General features: G+C 59.3%; 1 protein-coding gene. It reads right to left on the minus strand.

Features of this window, described 5'->3' with window-relative positions:
- The coding region (locus tag AF337_RS31985) for a DNA cytosine methyltransferase (protein WP_193393680.1) at positions 1-344 on the minus strand (344 nt) is incomplete at both ends.

A 344-nucleotide genomic window follows, 5' to 3' on the forward strand; every position in this document is an offset into this window, starting at 1 on the left:
GCTTCCTTGACCTCTGTAAGAAGTGCCGCGATGGCCTCCTCGCCGCCTGTTTGCCTTTGGCCTAGGTCGAACTGGACCATGACGCCGCGTGGGAGAATCCCCTTCAACGCGCGAAGCACCTGAGGAATCGAAGCATCCTTCGGAACGCTTTCCTCCCCCGGTGGGAACGGAAGGCCGGCGACAAGCAGATCAATCTCGGCGCGCTCTTGCGGATTCACATATGAGATCTTGGCAATGTCTTTGTTCACGACATTCCACGTCGGCCAGTTGCGCTTGAGTGTCTGGGCGCGGATCGGGCTCTTCTCGATCAGCGCCGCATGCTCGAATCCTGCGCTCATGAGACC

Origin of the sequence: Rhizobium ecuadorense (assembly GCF_001187535.1) — a bacterium.
Classification (GTDB): Bacteria; Pseudomonadota; Alphaproteobacteria; order Rhizobiales; family Rhizobiaceae; genus Rhizobium; species Rhizobium ecuadorense.